Origin of the sequence: Agrobacterium tumefaciens (assembly GCF_009649785.1) — a bacterium.
GTDB lineage: Bacteria > Pseudomonadota > Alphaproteobacteria > Rhizobiales > Rhizobiaceae > Agrobacterium > Agrobacterium tumefaciens.
On the sequence record NZ_WJOK01000004.1, the window covers coordinates 53,784 to 69,521 of the forward strand.

Sequence of the window (15,738 nt, forward strand, 5' to 3'; positions counted from 1 at the left end):
AAGATGGCAAACTTCAATCTATATTCCCGCGGCGACAGGATTTTTGGCTGGGCAAATGCCATTCTTCTGGGTCTGTTCGTTCTGTCGACGCTTTATCCCTTCATCTATGTGCTGTCGGTCTCGCTATCTTCTGGGGCCGCCGTCACGGCTGGCCGTGTCACGCTATGGCCGGTTGATGTGACCCTTGCCGCTTACGACAGGGTATTGTCGGACAAGATGTTCTGGGTCGCCTATGGCAACACGTTCATCTACACCTTCGGCGGCACGCTGATGAGCCTGCTGATCATGATCCCCGGAGCCTACGCCCTTTCGCGCAAACGCCTGCGCGGCCGCACTTTCTTCAACATCGCCATCGCTTTTACGCTGTGGTTCAACGCCGGCATGATCCCCTTCTTTCTGAACATGCGCGATCTTGGACTTCTCGACAGCCGCTTCGGCATCATCCTCGGATTTGCGGCAAACGCCTTCAACGTCATTCTACTGCGCAACTTCTTCGAAGCGGTGCCAAAGTCCTTCGAAGAAGCCGCCAAAATGGACGGCGCAAGCGAGTTGCAGCTGCTGTGGAAGGTGTTCATTCCGCTTTCCAAGCCAGCAATCGTCACCGTTGCGCTGTTCTGCGTCGTTTCGCGGTGGAACGGTTACTTCTGGGCGATGGTCTTGCTGCGCGGCGAGGAGAAGATCCCGCTTCAGGTCTATCTGAAGCGCGTGATCGTCGATCTTAACTCGAATGACGAATTCGCATCGAGTCTGCTCACCGCCCACTATTCGTTCGAGACGGTAACATCCGCGATCATGATCGCTTCCATCATTCCCGTCCTCATCATTTACCCCTACGCGCAGAAGTATTTCACCAAAGGAATTCTGCTGGGCGGAGTCAAAGAGTAGCAGCACAAGGGAGGAGAACCTGTGAGAGCACTACGAAAAGGCACGCCCCTACTGGCGTTGATGACAGCCGCAACCCTGGCCTTACCGGCATCGGCGCAGGATTCAGGGAAAATTTCCAAGGATCCGCTGGAGCTTACGATCCACTTCCACTTCCGTGACAAATACGTCTACTCGGAAAAATGGCCGGTGGAGCAAAAGGCCGCCGAGATCACCAACATTCATGTCCGCAACGTGGCGTCGCTGGCGACCACCAGCAGCCGCGATGCATTCAACCTTCTGATCGCCTCGGGCAACCTTCCCGACATCGTCGGCGGCGACGCCACGGGCGGGCTGAAGGAAGACTTCATTCGCTACGGGTTGGAGGGCGCATTCATTCCACTCGATGACCTGATCGAGGAAAACGCCCCCAATCTCAAGGCATTCTTCGACAGCCACAAGGAAATCCGTAACGCCATCTCCGGACCGGACGGCAAGCTCTATTTCATCCCTTACGTCCCTGATGGCAAGTTCTCGCGCGGTTGGTTCATCCGCCAGGATTGGCTCGACAAGCTTGGGCTGAAGCAGCCGGAAACACCGGATGAGGTCTACGAAGTTCTAAAAGCCTTCCGTGACAAGGACCCGAACGGCAACGGTCTCAAGGACGAAGTTCCCTACTTTGCCCGTGAGGAAATCGATGCAGTCCGCCTTATCAATCTGTGGGATGCGCGCGTGTCCGGATCCGAGCGTTATGGCGACTTTGCCGTTTATGACGGACAACTTCGTCATCCCTGGGCGGAGGAAAACTACAAGACCGGGATTTCCAACGTGGCCAAATGGTACAAGGAAGGCCTGATCGACAAGGAGATTTTCACCCGCGGTGCTCGCTCGCGTGAATATCTGCTGGGCAACAATCTCGGCGGCATGACGCATGACTGGTTCGCCAGCACCTCGACCTACAACGACGCCCTGTCGCCAAAGATCAACGGTTTCGCGCTAAAGCCGATGCTGCCGCCAAAGACGGTCGCGGGCCAACGGTTTGAGGATTCCCGTCGGCTGCGTGTCCAGCCCGTCGGCTGGGCTATTTCGGCGACCAACGAACACCCGGTCGAAACAATCAAGTATTTCGATTTCTGGTTCTCTCAACAGGGGCGCATCCTGTCGAATTTCGGCGTCGAGGGCCTGACCTACGAGATGGTCGATGGCAAGCCGCAATTCAAGAAGGAAATCCTCGACAACAAGGACCCGGTGAATGCCCAGTTGTGGGCGGTCGGTGCGGCGATCCCGCGCGGATACTGGATGGACTACGAATATGAGCGCCAGTGGACAAACAAGATCGCGCTTGAAGGCATCGATATGTACGACAAGTGCAACTGCCTCAAGGATGAGTTCATGGGCGTTTCCCTGAACGCAGAGGAAAAGGCGACATTCGACCGCTACTGGCCGAGCATCCTCACCTACATGACCGAGATGCAGCAGACCTGGATACTGGGTGCCCAGGACGTCGATGCCGGCTGGGATGCCTACAAGAAGCGCCTCACGGCCCTCGGTTACGACGAGGTCATCGAGATGATGCAATCGGCCTATGACCGCCAGTACAAGGCCGCACAATAAACCTTCGACCGTGATGGCGGCTTTGTCGCCGCCATCCTTTCCCTTCTGTTTTCATAGGAGTTAGAGCGCAATGTGTCCCTCTGCCCCGGCCATCTCCCGACAGACACTTCTCGATGAACCCCGGCCGGGTTCATTGACCATTGGCTACGAGCCGAGCGAAGAAGTACCGCCGACGGAGAACCCTCCGCGCTTTTCATGGCTGCCCGACATCGACGACGGTGCGCGCTACGTATTGCGGATTTCGTCCGATCCCGGTTTTGCAGACAAAAAGACGCTCGTCTTTGAGGATCTCGCGTGGAATTTCTTCACGCCGGACGAAGCCCTTCCGGAAGGCCGCTATCACTGGTGTTACGCGTTGTGGGGCCAGACGTCCGCGACGCCGAATTCCAACTGGAGTACCGTGCGCAGCTTCGAGATCGGCGCTTCGCTGCCGAAAACGCCGCTACCCGGCAGGAAGGCGCGTCATGCAGCCGCGCATGCCAGCCATCCACGGCTCTGGCTCAATCCGGAAAAGTTGCGCTGCTTCTCGGAGGCGGTGGCAAAGGACCCCAATCATTGCAGCTGGTCCGAGTTCTACGAGAAATCGGTAAAACCCTGGCTTGAGCGGCCGGTCATACAGGAACCTCAGCCTTATCCCAACAATATGCGCGTCGCAGGACTCTGGCGACAGATGTATATCGACTGCCAGGAAGTGATCTATGCGATCCGGCACCTGGCTATTGCCGGTCGGGTGCTCGGACGCGACGAACTACTCGATGCGTCGCGCAAGTGGCTGCTGGCAGTCGCTGGCTGGGATCCGAAAGGCGCGACCTCCCGGGCCTATAATGACGAGGCGGGGTTCCGTGTCGTCGTGGCACTCGCCTGGGGCTATGACTGGCTATGCGATTATCTGAGCGAAGACGAGCGCGAGACCGTCCGCTCGGTTCTTCTTGAACGAACGCGGGAGGTCGCCGACCATGTTATTGCCCATGCCCGCATCCACGTGTTTCCCTATGACAGCCATGCCGTACGTTCGCTTTCGGCAGTATTGACGCCGGCCTGTATCGCACTTCAGGGCGAAAGCGATGAGGCGGGCGAATGGCTCGATTATACCGTTGAATTCCTCGCCACCCTCTATTCTCCCTGGGCTGGAACTGACGGTGGCTGGGCGGAAGGGCCACATTACTGGATGACCGGCATGGCTTATCTCATAGAGGCCGCCAATCTGGTCCGCTCCTATATCGGTTACGATCTTTATCAGCGGCCATTTTTCCAGAATACGGGGCGCTTCCCGCTTTATACCAAGGCGCCGGGAACCCGTCGCGCCAATTTTGGCGACGACTCCACGCTTGGCGATCTTCCCGGCCTGAAACTGGGTTACAATGTTCGGCAATTTGCCGGCGTTACCGGCAACGGCCATTACCAATGGTATTTCGATCACATCAAGGCCGATGCGACGGGCACAGAAATGGCCTTCTACAATTACGGCTGGTGGGACCTGAACTTCGATGATCTCGTCTATCGTCACGACTATCAGCAGGTGGAAGCAGTCTCGCCTGCAGACTTGCCGGCACTCGCTGTTTTCGATGATATCGGTTGGGCGACCATCCAGCAACATATGGAAGACCCGGAACGGCATCTGCAATTCGTCTTCAAATCCAGTCCCTACGGTTCGCTAAGCCACAGCCATGGCGACCAGAATGCCTTTGTCCTCTATGCCTACGGTGAGGATCTGGCGATCCAGTCCGGCTATTACGTGGCGTTCAACTCGCAGATGCATCTGAACTGGCGCCGTCAGACACGGTCGAAGAACGCCGTCCTGATCGGCGGCAAGGGACAATATGCGGAAAAGGACAAGGCACTCGCGCGTCGTGCCGCCGGCCGTATCGTATCGGTTGAGGAAAATCCGGGACATATCCGGATCCTTGGAGATGCGACGTCTGCCTATCAGGTCGCGAACCCGCTGGTTATGAAAGCGCAGCGCGAAATGCACTTCGTCAACGACAGCTATTTCGTGATTGTCGATGAGGTGGAGTGCTCCGAGCCCCAGGAACTGCAATGGCTTTGCCATACCACAGGGGCACCGCAGACCGGCAAGTCGAGCTTTCGCTACAATGGCCAAAAGGCGGGCTTTTACGGCCAGTTTGTCTTCTCGTCAGCCGGCACACCGCAGATCGCGGCCGTCGAAGGTTTTCCCGACATTGATCCCAAGGAGTTCGAGGGTCTTGATATCCACCATCACGTCTGCGCCACGGTTCCGGCAGCAACTCGGCATCGGCTGGTCACCCTTCTGGTGCCTTACAGTTTAAAGGAGCCGAAGCGCATCTTCAGCTTCATAGACGATCAGGGTTTTTCGACCGACATCTATTTCAGCGACGTCGACGACCAGCGTTTCAAGCTCTCCCTTCCCAAGCAATTCTAACCATACGAGGTTCTTCAAATGCAGCGTTTTACCAACATGACCGTTGTTGTAGCCGGCGCCGGCCGGGATATCGGCCGGGCATGCGCCATTCGTTTTGCGCAGGAAGGCGCCAATGTCGTCCTCACCTACAATGGAGCCGCTGAAGGTGCGGCCACGGCTGTTGCCGAAATCGAAAAGCTTGGCCGTTCGGCTCTGGCGATCAAGGCAGACCTGACAAACGCAAGCGAAGTAGAGGCTGCCATTTCTGCTGCCGCAGACAAATTCGGTGAGATCCATGGCCTCGTCCATGTTGCGGGTGGGCTTATCGCCCGCAAGACAATCGCTGACATGGACGAAGCCTTCTGGCATCAGGTCCTCGACGTCAACCTGACGTCGCTGTTCCTGACAGCCAAGGCCGCACTGCCCAAAATGGCAAAGGGCGGCGCGATCGTAACCTTCTCGTCGCAGGCGGGCCGTGACGGCGGTGGGCCGGGCGCGCTCGCCTATGCCACTTCCAAGGGTGCCGTGATGACCTTTACCCGAGGACTTGCCAAGGAAGTTGGCCCGAATATTCGCGTCAATGCCGTCTGCCCCGGCATGATCTCCACCACCTTCCACGACACCTTCACCAAACCCGAAGTGCGTGAAAGGGTAGCAGGCGCCACATCGCTGAAGCGCGAAGGCTCAAGCGAAGACGTTGCCGGTCTGGTGGCGTTTCTTGCGTCCGACGATGCCGCTTATATCACCGGCGCCTGCTACGACATCAATGGCGGCGTCCTGTTCTCCTGATATCCGGTAAAAAACCATGTCCGTATCGTTACCAAGGGCGAGCCGGATTGCCGTTCTCGGCACTTCGCTCGTCCAACAGAACCATATTGGCGACGCGTCCTCGCTGGCCACATCGGCCCGCGGCTGGATGAGTTGGGCCGAGGTATTGTCGCATGGCAGGCTTTGCTGCCCTGTCCACCATGATCCATCAGCACCAACAGGCTGGGAACCGAGCAATCGACCGGGCGTCAGCCGGTTCTTTTCCGGCCTCAATTTCGGAGTTTCCGGCCAGAAGGCAATCGAGATCGAACGGCGGCTACCGCGACTGCTGCAATCGGATTTCGATCTGGTCATCGTCGATGCCGGCACCAACGACATGATGGTGGAAACACGCCAGACGATTGCCGATACACGGGCGCGGATCGTTTCGGCTCTGCTCGACGCAGGCAAAACCGTCATCCTGCTCCCGATCCTCGCCCGTGGCACCGGGAAATGGCCGGCAGGCGGTGCAGAGCGGGCAAAAGCGCACTGGATCAACCGGCAGAGCATCGAATTTGCCGCAGATAATGCCAATTGCCATGTCTTCGACTGGAACTCGGCATGGGTCGATCCCGAAAGTGAATTCGGCGAGCCTCACCCCGGCTATTCCGACGACGGCACCCATTTTGCGGTGACAGGCGCTTTTGCCGTAGGAAAGCTGCTTGCCACCTATCTGGAGGCGATCGTGCCGCGCGCGCCGGCCCGTATCCTGGCGACAGACGATCGTTTTGACCCGGTGAACAATCCAGCAGGCAATCTGGCATCTGATTTTTCAGCCCTGACATTCACGGAAACAGGTGAACAAAGCCACCGTCTCGGCGGGCGGCTTGTCCATCCGGGCACAGGCTTATGGGTGGAGGCCATATGCGATGTTGATGTGCCGGCGCATAGCGACGTACTCGGAATATCGCTGCGTCTGAAAGATGCTGCAGCCGAAGGACAGGAGGCGGTAGCACTTGCGCCTTTCCCTGCCGAAGACGGCACATTTTTTCCTTTCCCTGCCACCCAATGGACAGGGGCGCTCAGAACTCCTCCCCTGAAACTCAGGCCAGGTGAAGCCCCTCCCGAAGTTTTTCTCGATGTGATCCTGCGGCCCGGTTCTCAACCGATCGAAATCGACGTCAACCGCATCGAGGTTCGACCTGTTTCAAGTCCGGTACGCCGATGAGACCATCTCAAGACAAACCACGGCTGTTGATCGCCATGCGGAACGAGCTTCCCGAAGGTTTCTTTGGTTCGCGCGAATGGGCACGTATGAATGCCGTAACCGACATCATACCGGGTTTCCCCTACACGGATTTCGACACGGAAGCGGGAGCAGAAGCGTTGGCCGAGGCGGACATTTTGCTCGCCGCCTGGGGCACGCCATCCCTGACACGCGAGCGCCTCGCCCGTGCGCCAAAGCTCAGGATGGTCGCTTATGCCGCGTCCTCGGTGCGCGCTGTTGCCCCCGCCGAATTCTGGGAAACATCCGATATTCTTATCACCACGGCGGCATCGGCCATGGCCGTGCCGGTTGCCGAGTTTACCTATGCGGCAATCATCATGTGCGGCAAGGATGTGTTTCGTCTGAGAGACGAGCATCGGGTAGAGCGCGGCACCGGCGGTTTTGGCAGCAGACGTGGCATGAGCCTGCCCTATCTCGGCAATCATTCCCGCAAAGTCGGCATCGTCGGCGCGTCACGGATTGGTCGGCTTGTCATGGAGATGCTCACGCGCGGAAAATTCGAGATCGCCGCCTACGACCCTTTTCTTTCGGTGGAAGACGCGGCCGCAATTGGTGCTACGAAAATGGAGCTCGACGAGCTTCTCGCCTGGTGCGATGTGGTCTCCCTGCACGCGCCGATCCTGCCTGAAACCCGCCACATGATTGGTGCCCGCGAACTGGCGCTGCTGGCGGATCATGCGATCTTCATCAACACCGCACGGGGCTGGCTGGTCGATCACGACGCATTGCTGGCCGAGGCACTTTCCGGGCGGCTGCGTATCCTGATCGATACACCGGAGCCGGAACCCTTGCCGACGGATAGCCCATTCTACGATTTGCCCAATGTCGTGCTCACCCCCCACATTGCCGGGGCGCTGGGAAATGAATTGCGGGCGCTGTCCGATCTCGCCATTACCGAGATCGAACGTTTCGTCGCGGGGCAAGCCGCGCTTCACCCGGTCCATAAACAGGATATGGAGCGTATGGCATGAGCGCTTTCGATTATTGTTTTTCAACGCTTGGCTGTTCCGAACTTAGCCTGCACGAAGCGGCCGATCTGGCACAGAGGCATGGCATCGTGCATGTGGAGTTGCGCACGCTCTCCGGTACGGTCGACCTCATCCCGGCACTCACTGCCGAATTTGCTACTCCTTCCAGATTTGCAGCCTTTCTGGCCGAAAGTGATCTCGAGGTTGCCGCCCTAAACACATCCATTCGCCTGTTCGGCAGCACCGATCTTTCCGCCGTCGAGCCCTTTATAGACTGGGCGGAAGCCGCAAACATTTCCTATCTGCGCATCTTCGACGGTGGCAAACAGTTGGGACAGGATGAGATGACGCAGGCAGCGGGCCTGTTGGACAACTGGCAATCGCTGCGACTATCACGCGGTCTGAATGTCGACCTCATGATCGAAACACACGACGCGCTGGCTGATTTCGAGCAGCTTCTCGCCTTCATCGCGTGCGTGCCAGCATCGAAGCTCTTGTGGGACACTCACCACACCTGGGCCAAAGGCAGCGATCTCAAAATCCTTTGGCAACACATCGCACAAAATGTCGTCCATCTGCACGTCAAGGACAGCACCACGGACAGCGATGGCCGACGACGCTACGTATTGCCCGGCCATGGCGATTTCCCCATGGCGGAACTGCTTTCGCTTCTTCAGTCGGATGAACGACATATCCCTCTCAGTCTGGAATGGGAACGCCACTGGCATCCCGAACTGTCCCCGCTGGACGATGCGCTAAGGGCTGCGCGCAGCTGGTGGCGACAAGGAGCTTTTTAATGCGCATAGCCGAAATTCACCTCACACCGGTCGCCATTCCCGACAGACCGCTACTGAACTGTAAAGGCGTGCATCAGCCGCATGCGTTGCGCACCGTCATCGAGGTCATATGTGACGACGGTACGGTCGGCCTTGGTGAAAGTTACGGAAGTATCAAGGCGCTGGATGGGTTGCGACGGGCGGCCCCTGCCCTGATCGGGCTCGACCCGTTTCATCTTCACGAGCTGAAATCTCGCGTCATCACCGCATTGCCCGGCAGTGGCGGCATCAATGCCAAATCGGCGGTGGCCGATCACAAGTTGACGGACGTGGTTGCCTCAGCCTTTGAGGTCCCCTGCCTCGACATTCAGGGCAAGCTTCTCGGGCGGCCGGTCTCGGACCTGCTTGGTGGCGCCATTCGTACCAGCGTTCCGTTTAGCGCCTACCTGTTTTTCAAATTCGCAGCCCATATAGGTGAAGCCCCGGATGAATGGGGAGAGGTTCTTACGCCTGATCAGATGGTTGGCGAAGCCCGCTGGATGGTCGACACATACGGTTTCCAGTCGCTGAAGCTCAAGGGTGGCGTGCTGCATCCGGATCTCGAGATCGAGACCATGCTGAAGCTTCGGGAAGCTTTTCCCGATCATCCGCTGCGGATCGACCCCAATGGCGGCTGGACTGTGGACACGGCCATCTACATCGCACGCAAGCTTGAGAATATCCTTGAATATCTCGAGGATCCGGTCATCGGTGTGGATCAGATGGCACAAGTCGCAGCCGCTACGTCGATCCCGCTCGCCACGAACATGATCGTCCTTGAATTCGACCAGATCGCCGCGGCCTTCCGCAAAAATGCGGTGCAGATTGTGCTGTCAGATCACCATTATTGGGGTGGATTGCGCGCCTCGACCCATCTCGGGAAGATTTGCGAGACACTGGGTCTTGGTGTCTCCATGCATTCCAACTCGCATCTCGGCATCACACTGGCGGCAATGGTCCATGCTGCCGCCGCAACGCCGAACCTGAGCTTCGATTGCGACACGCATTACCCATGGACCGGTGTCGACGTGATCGAGGGCACGCCGTTCACGTTCCGTGGCGGCCGCCTCGATGTCCCCAATGGGCCGGGACTTGGCGTGACGCTCGATCGGCAAAAACTCACCGAACTTGCGGCACTTTACGAACAGACCTCGATGAAAGAACGCGATGATACAGCCTATATGAAGCTCTTCGACCCAGACTATGAAAGACGTGTGCCACGCTGGTGACGAGAAGATGCCATGTTACACCCTCGTCAACCTCGAGGCAGCACACCTGTCCTCCTTACCCAGATCGTGACAGTCTTCGCGGTAATCGCTTTCGCAGGGGCGGCAAATCAGCTCGCTCGGCATTCTAGAGCCCGTGCACGATACCGCCCCCGCATAACGGACAACTAGCCGCTACACATTTATAACCGTGTCTATCTCAATTCACATGCGGATCTCTGTCGCGCAAAAGACGAGACGCGGCGATGACACCATCTTCCGGTGCAAGTAGATCGTGTCTTTCGGCAAAGGCCACGAACAAACCGCGGGCGGTCTCCGCTTCAATCTCGCCGCGCAACGCGGCAGCGCATGCCTTAAGCGCAATGGAATGTGCGCTATCTCGGTTTGTTGCGGGCCACTCGGAAAGATGTCGGTATGCCTCCAGCACGTTTCGAACCTCCGCTGGAAAGCCGAGACCGACGAGAATGAAAACAGGCTGTCTGAACATATCGGGTTTCATTGCTTTCTCCTTCCCATCCCGGATATTCGTGGGCGCCATCGCGACGGCGCCCCTGTTCATCCAACAATGTAAATCAAGCCGCCTTCTGTGCTTCGATCTGGCCCGGGGCAACTGTCGGCACCAAAACCGCATCGGTCTGGATGTCGATTTTCCGGGGCTTCAGGGCCTCCGGGATTTCGCGGACGAGATCGATCGAAAGGAGACCGTTTTTCAGTTCGGCGCCGCTCACTCTGACATGATCGGCGAGCTCGAACCGATGCTCGAACGGACGGGCCGCAATGCCGCGGTGCAGGTAGCCCTCCGCGGGTGTCTCCTGTCTCTTGCCTGTCACGGTCAGGAGATTGGACTGGAAAGTGATGTCGATCTCGTCCCGTGTAAAACCAGCCACCGCAATAGAAATCTGATAGCTGTCTTCGGCCGTCCTGATAATGTCATAGGGCGGCCAGTCACTGATCGAGCGGGTGCGCTGGGCGTTTTCGAGAAGATTGAAGACCCGGTCGAATCCGATGCTCGATCGGTACAACGGTGCATAGTCGTAAGATGTTGCCATAACCATATCCTCCTTGAAGCAACATGGGTACCAAAGCGCCAAAAGCGGCGCTTCCAGCACGGCCAGTCCTGTCATCAGCGACTGGCGGCTGACGATTTGGTTTTTCGTGTTTTCAAAATCAAGAGGCGAAGCGAACGAATTTTGCTTTCGCGCTTCTACTAAATGTGGCTCGTGTAAGACCCGACCAAACTCTTTCAGCCACGCCAATAATTCTATGGGTCGTGAGCGGATAGGACAGCGGCGCTGTTGCCGACATGCCCATGCGCTACCCACCTTCGGATGGGGATGACTGATGTGGTCATAGAGGTAACTTGGGCCGTCACTTCGCCGTTGCCTCGCTCACGGTCAAGTCAGCGCGGCGACGGCGCGGTAGCCGCCCATTCAGGACCAGGTGGGCGCCGAGACCGATCACCAGACCCCAGAATGCGCCGCCGATCCCAAGCAGCGTAATATTAGCGGCGGACGCCAGGAAGGTGATGAGCGCCGCTTCACGCGATGTCGGATCGGCCATTGCTCCGGCGAGGCTGCCGCCAATGGTGCCGAGCAGCGCCAGACCGGCGAGCGTCGTGATGAATGTCGTCGGGAAGGCCATGAAGACGGCGGCAAGTGTGACGCCAAACACCCCGACCAGCACGTAGAAGCTGCCCGCCGCGATACCCGCAATCCAGCGTTTGCGTGGGTCTTCATGCGCTTCCCTGCCGGTGGCAATTGCCGCCGTGATGGCCGCTAGGTTGAAGGCATGGGAGCCGAACGGCGCCATGAGGAGGGAGCCGAGGCCCGTCACGGTGACAATAGGATTAGCACTCGTCTTGAAGCCGTCATTCCGCAACACCAGCATTCCCGGCATGTATTGGCCGGTTAGCGTAATAAGGAACAGGGGCAAGGCGACGGACAGAAGCGCATTCAGCGAAAAGGCCGGCATAGTGAAGACGGGTGCAGCGAACTCCAGTTTCAATCCTGAAAGATCGACCCGGTCCTGCGTCAGCAGGAAGACCATCCCAAGAGCGAGGAGGCCAACCACGGCATAGCGCGCGGAGAAGCGCTTCAACACGACATAGGCAACTATCAGCATTCCAACCAGAAACGGATCAACGTTTGCACCGGCAAATGCACCGATACCGAATTGCAGCAAAATGCCCGCAAGCAGGCCAGAGGCTATGCCCGGCGGGATCAGCCGGATCACCTTCTCGAAATAGCCCGATAGCCCAAGCCCGACGAAGGCGGCGGCCGAGATCATGTAAGCGCCCACCGCCTCCGCATAGGGCGTTGTTGCCAATGCGGTGACAAGAAACGCCGCCGCTGGCGTGGACCAAGCGGTGATTATCGGTTCGCGAAATCTCCAGCTAAGGAATAGTCCCGTCAGCCCGACGCCTATTGAAACCGACCAGACCCAGGATGCCGCCAATTCCGCGCTAAGGTTCGCAACCTTTGCGGCCTGAAAGACAAGAATGAAGGTGCCGCCATAGTTGACGATAACCGAGATCAACCCTGCCACGACGGGATGGGTTAGATCGTTGAGACGGATGGCTGATGAACTGGAGAGCATGGTCGTAACGAAACTCCTGAAGGGTTTGGGACCGCGAAGGCAATGAATTGCCTTGACAACTAGCCTTCCAATGGCCTGACGTGCCCTTCCACTTTTCCAACGAGGCTCAGACCATTTGTTCAAGCACTCCCAACTCGAATCCGTGAAGGCATTGCTTTCCCATCCCGCAAATGCGGCGATGCCGCTTTACGCACGGATTCAGCGGGCCATCCGGCAGTTGATCATCAATGGTGCGCTTGGGCCAGGCAGACCGCTGCCAGCTTCGCGTGCGCTCGCAAAATCGCTGGGGGTGTCACGCGACACGATCGAAGCGGCTTACGCGCAGCTTCACGCCGAGGGTTTCATCGATCGCCGGGTCGGTAGCGGCAGTTTCGTGGCCCAAATCACGGAGTTCACACCCGGCCATCGGGTTTCCCAGAGGGACGCGCTCGCGCGCAGCCAAGCCCCGAACCTTAGCAAGCGCGGCAACGGCATGTTCCGAGGCGGTGGGGTCCGCGAGATGCTGATCCCGCGCCCCTTTGCGCACGGTGTGCCGGAAATTCGCACCTTTCCGCTCCCGCTCTGGGAGAGACTGGAACGGCAGGTACGCAAGGAGGTTGGCACGCAGGTTCTGCATCACGGCGATCCGCAGGGTACCGAACCGCTGCGCCGCGCTATCGCCGACTACGTGAACCTTGAGCGCGGAGCTCGTGCCACCGCCGACCGCATACTGGTGCTAACCAGTTCGCAGCAGGCCATGTCACTCTGCGCCAATATGCTGCTTGATCCTGGTGATAGGATATTCATCGAAGACCCGGCTTACTATGGCGCGCGCAAAGCTTTCGATGCAGCGGGATTGGAGTGCGTTCCCATCAGAGTAGATCGACAGGGCCTCGTTGTAGAAAAGATAATGGCCGAACCGCGCAAGGCCAGAGCCATCTTCCTGACGCCTTCGCATCAGTTCCCCACCGGCGCGACGCTGTCGCTGGATCGTCGGCTCGCCCTGATCGAATGGGCCGCCCGACATCGGGCATGGATCATCGAAGACGACTACGACAGCGAGTTTCACTATGCCGGCAAACCGACTGCCTGCGTGCAGGGCCTAGATCCGCACGACCGCACTATCTATATTGGCACGTTCACCAAATCACTCTTTCCGGGCTTGCGGATCGGCTATGTCGTATTGCCGCCGCAACTGGTGAAGCCAATGACCGTGGCACGCACACTTCTGGACGGCCACACGGCCCCCATGGCGCAACTGACACTGGCGCGGTTCATTGAGGGCGGGCATTTCGGCGCATATGTTCGCACCATGCGCGGTATATACGCCAATCGACTCGACGTGCTTGCGGGGCTGGTCAAAAAGCACCTGTCGGATTTTGTCGAACCGCACGTACCGATCGGCGGGCTGCAAATGCCCTGCCTGCTGATCGACAATATGTCCGAGCGCGCCGCCATCGATGCGGCGCGACGCGTCGGTGTCGAACTTCTCGGATTGTCGGCGTTGCACGCCTCAGGCGAAGCCAGCAGCGGTTTCCTTATGGGGTTTGCCGCCTATACGCCGGCCGAGATCGAGGCTGCGGTCAAGAAGCTATCGAATGCACTCCGGGTAGTATCAATATCAAAGAAATCGTTTCCGTCCTGAACCGAGCGGTCTGCCCTACTCGCAGCAAGCGGAGGCAAACTGCAACTGCACCCATGAGCATTATTTGTGAAACACTGCCGTGGGAGGGTCGCCCGGCGACCCACCTATCAAGACTTTTAAGGAGATCGGAAATGGTAATATCAGCCGCACCGCACGCATTCCAGAACGCTGAAAACGAAGGCGCAAACCCATCGAACTGATCCCCTCGGAGAAGTTCATGAGGCAGGCCGTGCTCGATGCCGAGGGATCGGTGCTCACCAACAAATATGTCGAGGGCTGGCTGACCGCGACGCTGACTGCCATCGTCAATGGTCATCATCAGAGGCAGATTGGTGCACTCCTGCCGTGGAATTACCGAGATTGATGTAAACCTGAGGGATTCTGTCTGCGTTGGCAGCTTCGCGAGTTGGGACAGATAAATACTCATGCGCAACTTGACTTCAAACGCCATCGTGCCACCCTCAACTTGGCTCGTTGGGAGAAGCACAATGATGATAGGCTTTCGCATAGTTTTGGCGATTTCTGCAATCTTCACGGCAGGGCAAGCTATTGCGGCGGTGCCCTTCCTGAATGCCACATGTCCGGGCAATATCGATGTCCACGCCGATGCCGGTGGTCCGGTTTACTTGAATGGCAAGGAAACAAAACTCAAAGTCGTCAATGAAAACTTCTATGAAGCGACACAAGGCGGCGTAACGCTGTCCATCAGCATCAATCCTGACGGCAACCCTTCAATTTCCTATGAGAAGAAGGGCGGGGGAAATGGTATCTGCACAGTGAGGAGCGGCTCCGCCGCCGCACCCGTTAATAAGCCATCTGCGATGCCAATGGGCACCGGTGCAGTAATTACGCCGGGCAATCGTCCGGCGTATTGTCGGGGCGAAGTGTCGGGAATGTACGGCACCAAGCCCAGTTACATCAAAACCACGAAACCCAAAAAGACCGGATCGGGAACGACTATCGACGGTACGGTGGACAAGGGTAACGAAGGCATCAAGAAGTTCCAATGCCGATTTGACGGCAAAGGACGCTTCATCGATGTCATGGCAATGACGCCCGATGGTGAGTGAGTGAAAGCAGACCGCCTGTTTGCTTGATGTGGCTTTAGAGATGCAGTCGAGAGGACTGTCATGAGCCACACAGCATTGAGACTTTGCCTATTTTCCGTTGCGCTCCTGTTGTGGGCTGGCTCATCCGTTGCGTAGGGTAGCCGTTGGTGTCCAGTCACCCACTACGACGGTGACCGGACGATCCACGGCTGGCTCAAGGCACGCTATGTCCGCGACAGCGAGTGTCCCTGATCGAGCCCACGTCGGCTGAACGAAAGTAAGTCAATGACGGTTGTAGCGGTGTGATCAGGACACTGCTTTCGATTGGCACTAGAAAATTGGCTACTTCTTCAACAAGCTGACCTAAGTAGACTCCAGGTGTTTCTCACGGCCCGTGTCCGATCCCCTTCGACCGCCCTGCCATTTATTGGCTCGGCCACTTTTATGGAGTCGCTAACCCATAAGGGCGTCATCTGCGTTTCAGCTACCAAAAGGATAGTGCAGCGCCAACTTCGGAGTATTGGCCACTCCGTATCGTGAGCCCACTAGTCCTTACGACCAGCTTGCCGCC

At 57.8% G+C, this 15,738-nt stretch carries 13 protein-coding genes and 1 pseudogene; 11 read left to right on the forward strand and 3 right to left on the reverse strand.

What is annotated here, in order from left to right:
• Window positions 1-3: 3 nt before the first annotated feature.
• The 8 genes from GH784_RS05565 to GH784_RS05600 all read left to right on the forward strand — a co-directional run bounded on the left by GH784_RS05565 (window position 4) and on the right by GH784_RS05600 (window position 9,902).
• On the forward strand, window positions 4-885 hold the full coding sequence (locus GH784_RS05565; protein WP_019566342.1) for a carbohydrate ABC transporter permease: 882 nt from the start codon (window positions 4-6) through the stop codon (window positions 883-885).
• 60 nt (window positions 886-945) lie between these two features.
• Window positions 946-2,475 (forward strand): extracellular solute-binding protein, encoded by a 1,530-nt coding sequence (locus GH784_RS05570; RefSeq protein WP_153793289.1) that lies wholly within the window; start codon window positions 946-948, stop codon window positions 2,473-2,475.
• Between the two features lie 70 nt (window positions 2,476-2,545).
• Window positions 2,546-4,876 (forward strand): alginate lyase, encoded by a 2,331-nt coding sequence (locus GH784_RS05575; RefSeq protein WP_153793251.1) that lies wholly within the window; start codon window positions 2,546-2,548, stop codon window positions 4,874-4,876.
• Between the two features lie 18 nt (window positions 4,877-4,894).
• Window positions 4,895-5,644, forward strand: coding sequence for an SDR family NAD(P)-dependent oxidoreductase (locus tag GH784_RS05580; protein ID WP_003517575.1), 750 nt, complete (start codon window positions 4,895-4,897; stop codon window positions 5,642-5,644).
• A gap of 16 nt (window positions 5,645-5,660) precedes the next feature.
• Window positions 5,661-6,830 (forward strand): SGNH/GDSL hydrolase family protein, encoded by a 1,170-nt coding sequence (locus GH784_RS05585; RefSeq protein ID WP_153793252.1) that lies wholly within the window; start codon window positions 5,661-5,663, stop codon window positions 6,828-6,830.
• Complete coding sequence (locus GH784_RS05590) at window positions 6,827-7,861, forward strand: hydroxyacid dehydrogenase (protein ID WP_025596067.1); 1,035 nt, start codon at window positions 6,827-6,829, stop codon at window positions 7,859-7,861. Before GH784_RS05585 ends, GH784_RS05590 begins: the two co-directional genes overlap by 4 nt.
• Window positions 7,858-8,655 (forward strand): sugar phosphate isomerase/epimerase family protein, encoded by a 798-nt coding sequence (locus GH784_RS05595; RefSeq protein WP_153793253.1) that lies wholly within the window; start codon window positions 7,858-7,860, stop codon window positions 8,653-8,655. Before GH784_RS05590 ends, GH784_RS05595 begins: the two co-directional genes overlap by 4 nt.
• Entirely contained in the window at window positions 8,655-9,902 is a 1,248-nt protein-coding gene (locus GH784_RS05600) for a glucarate dehydratase family protein (RefSeq protein WP_153793254.1), read from the forward strand. Before GH784_RS05595 ends, GH784_RS05600 begins: the two co-directional genes overlap by 1 nt.
• A gap of 196 nt (window positions 9,903-10,098) precedes the next feature.
• On the opposite strand, the gene GH784_RS05605 is transcribed toward GH784_RS05600, so the two are convergent.
• The 3 genes from GH784_RS05605 to GH784_RS05615 form a co-directional block, all read right to left on the reverse strand.
• Window positions 10,099-10,398: a DUF982 domain-containing protein gene (locus GH784_RS05605; RefSeq protein WP_019566350.1), complete on the reverse strand. Its 300-nt coding sequence runs from the start codon at window positions 10,396-10,398 to the stop codon at window positions 10,099-10,101.
• Between the two features lie 73 nt (window positions 10,399-10,471).
• On the reverse strand, window positions 10,472-10,948 hold the full coding sequence (locus GH784_RS05610) for an Hsp20 family protein (protein WP_026330951.1): 477 nt from the start codon (window positions 10,946-10,948) through the stop codon (window positions 10,472-10,474).
• A 319-nt stretch (window positions 10,949-11,267) separates the two neighbouring features.
• Window positions 11,268-12,494: a benzoate/H(+) symporter BenE family transporter gene (locus GH784_RS05615; protein WP_153793255.1), complete on the reverse strand. Its 1,227-nt coding sequence runs from the start codon at window positions 12,492-12,494 to the stop codon at window positions 11,268-11,270.
• 115 nt (window positions 12,495-12,609) lie between these two features.
• Here GH784_RS05615 and pdxR point away from each other — a divergent pair, with 115 nt between their 5' ends.
• The 3 genes and pseudogenes from pdxR to GH784_RS27270 all read left to right on the forward strand — a co-directional run bounded on the left by pdxR (window position 12,610) and on the right by GH784_RS27270 (window position 15,188).
• Window positions 12,610-14,118, forward strand: coding sequence for a MocR-like pyridoxine biosynthesis transcription factor PdxR (gene pdxR / locus GH784_RS05620; RefSeq protein WP_153793256.1), 1,509 nt, complete (start codon window positions 12,610-12,612; stop codon window positions 14,116-14,118).
• A 175-nt stretch (window positions 14,119-14,293) separates the two neighbouring features.
• Window positions 14,294-14,398 (forward strand): annotated as a pseudogene (locus GH784_RS27365) (hypothetical protein); the annotation flags it as partial.
• Between the two features lie 208 nt (window positions 14,399-14,606).
• Window positions 14,607-15,188: a hypothetical protein gene (locus tag GH784_RS27270; RefSeq protein ID WP_210251781.1), complete on the forward strand. Its 582-nt coding sequence runs from the start codon at window positions 14,607-14,609 to the stop codon at window positions 15,186-15,188.
• Window positions 15,189-15,738 lie beyond the last annotated feature (550 nt).